This window comes from Dactylosporangium sp. NPDC000244 (assembly GCF_040300725.1).
In the GTDB taxonomy this organism is placed as follows: domain Bacteria; phylum Actinomycetota; class Actinomycetes; order Mycobacteriales; family Micromonosporaceae; genus Dactylosporangium.
In genome coordinates this window covers 25,369-31,996 of record NZ_JBEPEH010000077.1, presented here as the reverse complement: position 1 = coordinate 31,996, position 6,628 = coordinate 25,369, and the positions used below count along the sequence as shown (strand labels likewise).

3 protein-coding genes are annotated in these 6,628 nt (G+C 75.0%); 2 read left to right on the top strand and 1 reads right to left on the bottom strand.

What is annotated here, in order from left to right; genetic code table 11:
- The coding region (locus tag ABT369_RS55960) for an endo-1,4-beta-xylanase (protein ID WP_350626611.1) at positions 1-248 on the bottom strand (248 nt) is incomplete at its 3' end.
- Positions 249-920: 672 nt separating this feature from the next.
- Between ABT369_RS55960 and ABT369_RS55955 the strand changes: the two genes are divergently transcribed.
- Both ABT369_RS55955 and ABT369_RS55950 read left to right on the top strand, forming a co-directional pair.
- Positions 921-3,809, top strand: coding sequence for a hypothetical protein (locus tag ABT369_RS55955; RefSeq protein WP_350626609.1), 2,889 nt, complete (start codon positions 921-923; stop codon positions 3,807-3,809).
- Positions 3,797-6,586 carry a hypothetical protein gene (locus tag ABT369_RS55950; protein WP_350626607.1) on the top strand — a complete coding sequence of 930 codons (2,790 nt, stop codon included), beginning with the start codon at positions 3,797-3,799 and terminating at the stop codon, positions 6,584-6,586. The genes ABT369_RS55955 and ABT369_RS55950 overlap by 13 nt, the downstream gene beginning before the upstream one ends.
- The last annotated feature ends 42 nt before the right edge of the window (positions 6,587-6,628 follow it).

The window sequence follows — 6,628 nt, the reverse complement described above, 5'->3', positions numbered from 1 at the left end:
TAGATCTGGTCGCCGGCGCTGAAGTTGAACTGGCCACGCTGCGGTTCCGTGGCGTCGGGCTTCATCTCGTTCTCGGCCGTGATCATGTTGAACTCACGCCCGGCGACCGTGGTGTACGTCGAGTCGCCGAGCCGGCCCGCGGCGATCGCGGTGCCGAAGTACCGCCCGGACTGCGCGGCCGCCGCACCGAGCGTGCTCGCGGCGGCGCTCGCCGACGGCATCATCACCGCGGCCGCACCCACCGCCACGACACCGACCAAACCGGCGATGGTCGCTCGGATTCCGAGTGATCGTTTCCGCCGAGTCCCGCCACGACGGGCGGAGGGATTTTCAGCCACGCTGGCCTCCTGACTTCCGGTAAACAACCGATCGCGTGAGCGCTCACAAACTCGTCACCGGCGATGCCGAGCAACCGTTTACGCCCAGATTCGCGAGGCTGCCAGACCCCTTCGAAACATTCAAGTACACCGACCATTGTCTCGACCCAGAGGTCGCACATCGACGCACGTACTGGCACTTGAGAGCGGCTGCGCATCGTTTGAAAACCGCCGGCCGAGGTACGGAAATTTCAATGACGACTCGGCCGGCGATGCATTCATAACAGTTTTCGGATGCCAATATATTGCCGCTTGAAAGCCGGGACTCTCCAGCACTTCACGGGCGGAGGTCCCTGCGAAAATTTCATGACTCGGCCGCAAGTTTCGATGCGCAGGCTCCTCGCCCGAGCCCAAGCGATCACGCCGCGGCAGGGTGCGGCGGCCGCGGGGGCTCGGTGGGGCCGCGTCAGGGACAGCATCCCCAACAACAGCAACTAGAACATCCCGCACGTGTCGCTCGGCCGTCAGCGTCAGTGCCGTCTCCGCACGGGATTGCCGCCGACCCGATTCTCCATACACTGATCCGGTGAATCGGGCCGGCGCATGATTGTGCTGATCTGGACGGCGATCGTCGCCCGCCGGGTGGTGTCCACCGGCATGTTCCTGCTCGCCGCGCTCCTCAGCACCGGGCTGGGCCTCGTGCCCTGGTACGCGCACCGCGCCACCGACACCGCCGCGACCGCACGCATCGCGGCGACCCCGCCGGACGGCCGGACCGTCTCGGCGAACGGCACGGTGGCGGTCGACCTGGCCGGCGAGACGGTCATGCAGACGTTCGCAGCCTCCGCCCGGCGGGCCCTGGCGCTGCCGGTCGACGGCCAGGCGGTCGGCGTCGAGCTCGCCGGCACGGTCACCGCCGGCGAACAGCACCTGCCCATGCCGCTGCGCTACCGCGAAGGGTTCTGCACCAACGCCGTCATCGACGGGCACTGTCCACAAGCGACCGGCGACGTCATCCTCAGCACCCAGAGCGCCGAACGGCTCGGTGTGCACATCGGCGACCGGCTCGAGGTGACCGTCGGCCCGGCCTCGGCGCGGCGGCCGCTCCGGCTGGCCGGCACCTACCACCCGGCCGACCCGCTGTCCTGGTACTGGACCACCGCCGACGACGCCGCTTGGACGACCTTCGACACCGTGGCCACCGCCGGGGCCACGGTCCGGGCCACCTTCGACGCGATGCTCAGCCCCCAGGTGTTCACCCGCGGCGGCGACCTCACGGCCGCCGTGGACCGGATGCGTCGCGTCCCGCTCCAGGTCAGCACGACCGGCGGGGCTCTCGCCGAGCGGATCGCCGCCGACCGGCAGGTCGTGGCGCGCGGCGTGTGGCTGGCGGCGGCCCAGCTGGCCGTCATCGGCTGGATCGCGATGGCGGTCGCCGCGCGGTACGCCGCCGAGGAGCACCGGTCCGACGTCGCACAACTCGCGCTGCGGGGTGCCCGGCGCTGGCGGCTCGTCGCGGCTACCAGCGGGCAGACCGGAGTGCCGATCGCGGCCGGGACGGCGGCCGGCGCGCTCATCGGAGTGCTCGCCGACGGGCCGGACCGGCTGCCGATCGCCGGTGGTGTCCTGGCCGCCGGCCTGGCCGCCGCGGTCCTGGCCGACTGGCGGACCACCGGGCTGCCGGTCGAACGGCTCCTGCACGCCGCCGCTGCGCGGCCGCCGCGGCTCGGCTCCGCCGTCGTCGAGGTGTGCGTGCTCGGGCTCGCCGCGGCGAGCATCTACCAGACCCTCGCCACCAGCAGCCCCATCGGCGTGCAACTGCTCGCCCCGGGCATGCTCGCCGCGTCGGCGGCGGTCCTCGCGGGCCGGCTCCTGGTGCCTGCGGCGACGGCCGTGGGCCGTTCGGCGCTCGTCAACGGGCGGGTCGCGGCCGGATTCGGCGCGCTGCTCCTGGCCCGGCGTTCATCGGCGTACCGCATGCTACCCCTGCTCACCGCGGCCGGCTGCCTCCTCGGGCTGGCCGGGCAGCACTGGGCCGAGGCGAGCGATGCCCGGCACCACCGGTCCGCGGTCGAGGTCGGCGGCCAGCGGGTCCTCACCGTCGCATCAGGCGACCGGGTTCGCCTGCTCAACGCCGTCCGCGCCGCCGACCCGGGCGGACGGCAGGCGATGGCCGTCGTCACCGGATCCGGCCCGGGCGGCGTGCCGGTGCTCGCGGTCGACTCGCCCCGGCTGCCGTACGTGCTCGCCGCCCCGGCATCGCTGGACACCAGCCGGCTGCGGCCACCGGCACCGCCACCGATCACGTTCTCCGGCACCAGCCTCACCTTGATGGCGAGCGTACCGGCCGCCGACGATCTGCCCGACGCGGGCGCCGACCCACCGGCAGGGCCGCCGGTGCTGCTGGCCACGCTCGTCGTCGCGGCCACCGGTGTCCCGGTGACCGCCCGGTTCACCCCCGTCGACGGCGGGCGCGGCCCGGCCGGCGCGAGCGTGCCCGACTGCCGCTCCGGCTGCCGGCTCGTCTCGTTCGAACTCCTCAGCGGGCGCGCGGTCGAACTGCGGCAGCTCGACACCGACGGCAAGACCGTGATCACGCCGGCCGTCTTCGCCGACGCCGGCCGCTGGCGCACCGGCGCCGGCAACATCGCCGCGACGATCAGCATGCGCTCGTACGACGGGCGCCTCGCGCTCGCCACCGTCCCGGCCGGCCTGTCGAAACTGCCGGTCGACGACCGGCTCTACGTCGTCGACGCGCCCGTGCCGCTGCCGGCCGCGGTCGCCGGACGGCTGCCGCCGACCGATGCGCGGGGCACCGGCACGATCGACCCCTTCGGCAGCCGGGCCGTGCCCGTCGAGCCGATCGCCGCGCCGCTGCTGCCGGGGGCGGGCACACACGGAATCCTCGTCGACCTCGAATACGCCGATCGGGTCGCCGGCGGCACGCCGCGAGCCGAACGGCAGCAGGTCTGGCTCGCCCCCGGCGCGCCGGCCGACGTGCTCGACCGGCTCCGCGACGCTGGGCTGACGATCGTGGCCGAGGACTCGGTCGGCGCGGCCGACGCCCGGCAGGCCCGGTTCGGCCCCGCCACCGCGGCCCGCTTCGGCGTGCTGATGAGCGGGGCCGGGTTGCTGGCCGCCGCGATCGCGCTGCTGGTCATCGCGGCCGTCCAGCGCCGGGCCCGCGCCGAGGAGTTCCAGGCGCTGCGCCGCCAGGGCGTACCGGCCCGCGCGCTGCGCACCGCGGGCCGCTGGGCGGCGCTGGTCCCGGCCGTGCTGGCCGCGCTGACCGGCGCACTGGCCGCCGCCGTGGCCCGGGCGATCACCCATCCGCCCATACCGGTGTTCACCGATGCCTGGCCGGCCTCGGCCGGCACCCGCAGCGCGGCGGCGCTGGCCCTGCTCGGCGCCACGGCGGTCGTCGTGGCGCTGTTGGGCGGGTGCGCGCTGGCCCCGCAGTACCAAGGCCGGGGGCGCGCATGGCGGCGTTGATGCTCGCGATGCTGCGCGCCCGGCGCGGCCAGGCACTGGCACTGTGGCTCCTCGCGGTGCTGGCCACGGCCGCGGCGGTGGCAGCGCCGGTCTACCAGACGTCGATCGACCGGGCGGTGGTCGCCGGCGAGGTCCGGCATGCCGCCAACGCCGAGCGCACGATCTGGGTGTCGGCACCGGTCCAGCGGGCCTCGGGCGGTGCCATGCCCGAGGACTTCGAGCGACTCGCCGCCGAGAAGGTCCAGCTCAGCGGGTTCGTCAGCGTCTTCAGCACCGAGTTCCTGGCGATGCCGGCCGGCCGGGACCGCGCCGGCAGCGACCAGGTCCGCCGCGTCGCGTTCCGTGAGGATCTGTGCGCGCAGGTCGTCGTCGTGGCCGGGCGGTGCCTGATGGGCGGCGGCGAGACGGTCCTCAGCGAGGCGGTCGCCGCACGGCTGGGGCTCGCCGTCGGCGACCGGGTGAGCGACCAGGCCGCCACCTTCGACAGCGCGAGCAACGTGTTCGTCCCCGCCGGCGGGCCGTGGACGATGACGGTGGTCGGGCTGGTCCGGCCGCGCGACCCGGCCGACCTGTACTGGGGGCACGGCACCCGCAGCGAGCAGGACTACCAGAACGATCCGATGTACGTCGCGCGCAACACCCTGGCCGGCATCGACCACCCGCGCGAGCTGCAGTCGTTCGAGGCCCACGCGACCGACGGCGCGATCACCGTCGAACGGCTCCCGGCGCTGCGCGGGTGGCTCGCCGAAGCCCAGAACGACGAGGCCGGACGCGTCAGCGTCAGCACCGCGCTGCCCGACCTGCTCGACCGCATCGATCGCAACCGCGAGCAGGCTCACGAGGTCATGCCGCTGGCCGCGATCCCCGTCGTCGTCCTCGCCTGGGCGGTGATCCTGCTCGCGGTCGCCGGCGTCGCCCGCGCGAACCGCTACGAGTTCGGCGTCGTCGCGCTGCGGGGTGTGCCCAGGCGGGTCCTGTGGTGGCTCGCGGCGGGCGGGACGACGCTGGCCGTGCTCGCCGGTGCCCCGGTCGGCGTGCTCCTGGGCCGGCTGATCGTCGGCGCGGTCGCCCCCGCACCGGCCCGCATGGACGCCGCCGTGCTGCCCTACGCGGGCATCGCTGTCCTGGGGTCGCTGCTCGTCGGCGTGGCTGTCCAGGTGCGCACCGTCCGGGCGCCGGTCGTCGAACTGCTGCGGGACGTGGATCGCAACACCACCCGGGCGCGGACACTGGTTGTGGAGACGCTCCTCGTGCTGCTCGCCGGTGCCGCGGTCCTGCAGCGGCGCAGCGGTGTGCTGACCGGCGTCACGCTCATCGCCCCGGCCCTGGTCATCGCCGGGCTGGCGCTGCTCGCGGCCCGCCTGCTCCGGCCGCTGTCGGCCCGGCTGGCCGGGCGGTACCTGCGCCGCGGTGCCCTGGTCGCCGCGCTCACCGCGTTCCGGCTGGCCCGGCGCCCGGCCGCGCACCGGCTGCTGGTCCTGCTCGTCGTGGCGTTCGGCTCATTCGGCTTCGCCGGTCTCGCGACGGTGGTCGCCGACCGCGATCAGCGGTACCGGGCCGAGCTGACGCTCGGCGCGCCGACCGTCCTGTTGATCGACCAGACCACCCGGGCGCACCTGCTGCGGGCCACCAGGGCGGCGGACCCGGACGGCCGTTACGCGATGGCGGCCGTGCCGATCCCGGCCGTCAGCACGACCTTGCCGTCCTCCCTCGCGGTCGACTCGGCGCGGCTCGCCGCGGTGGCGTACTGGCCCGGCGACTACTCGCCGGAACCGGTGTCGGCGCTCGCGTCCCGGCTCCGGCCGGCGGCCGGCCCCGGTGTGACGCTGACCGGCGCCACCGTCGACGCCGACCTGACCGCCGTCGACCTCGCGGGCAAGCCGGCCACGCTGACGGCGCTCGTCGCGCCGGCCGGCGGCGTCCAGCGAGTTCAGATCGACTTCGGGTCCATTGCGCTCGGCCGGCACGTCTACACCGCCCCAGCGCCGGCCTGCACTGCCGGTTGCCGGCTCGTGTCGATGCAGGTCGGGCTACCGACCTACGTCGGAGCACCGGCCCGGCTCACGCTGCATACCATCCAGGGGCAGCCGTTCGGCGCCGGCTGGCGGATGCCGCCCGGCGCGAGCGCCGGCGTCGCCGGCGGCGGCCTCGAGGTCACGCTGCCGCCGTCACCGCGCCGCGAAGCCGGCAGTCTCCTCCCGCCGGACGTCCCGGCCGCCCTCGCGCTGGTGTCGACCGGCCCGCTACCACCCGACGGCGTCTACGCCGCGTTCGACGGCGCGGTCGGCGGGACCGTCGTCGGGCACGCCGACCGGCTGCCCCGGCTCGGGCGACGCGGCGCGCTCGTGGATCTGGAGGCGGCCGACCGGGCGTCGACCGACTCCGACCTCACCGGCCGCGGTGAGGTGTGGCTCGCCCGCGACGCCCCGGCATCGATCACCGAGGCACTCACCGCGGCGGGGCTGAGGATCGTCGGCCGGCGCACCGTCGCCGACGAACGCGCGGTCCTGGGCCGGGCCGGTTCGGCCCTTGCCTTGCGGTTCTTCCTGCTCGCCGGGGCGCTCTCGGTGCTGCTCGGCGTCGCGGGCCTGGCCGTCACCACGACAACCGCGCCTCGCGCGGAGCTGGCCGCGCTGCGTGTCCAGGGCCTGCCGGCTCGCGTGACGCGCCGCGTGGCGTGGTGGTCGCCGGCGGCCCTCGTCATCGCCGCGGTGCCGATCGGCGCCGCCTGCGCCGCGATCACCTGGCTGCTCATCGGGACCGCGATACCGCAGTGACGCGCCCGGGCCGGACGGACGGGCCGCGGGCCGACCGGGTGC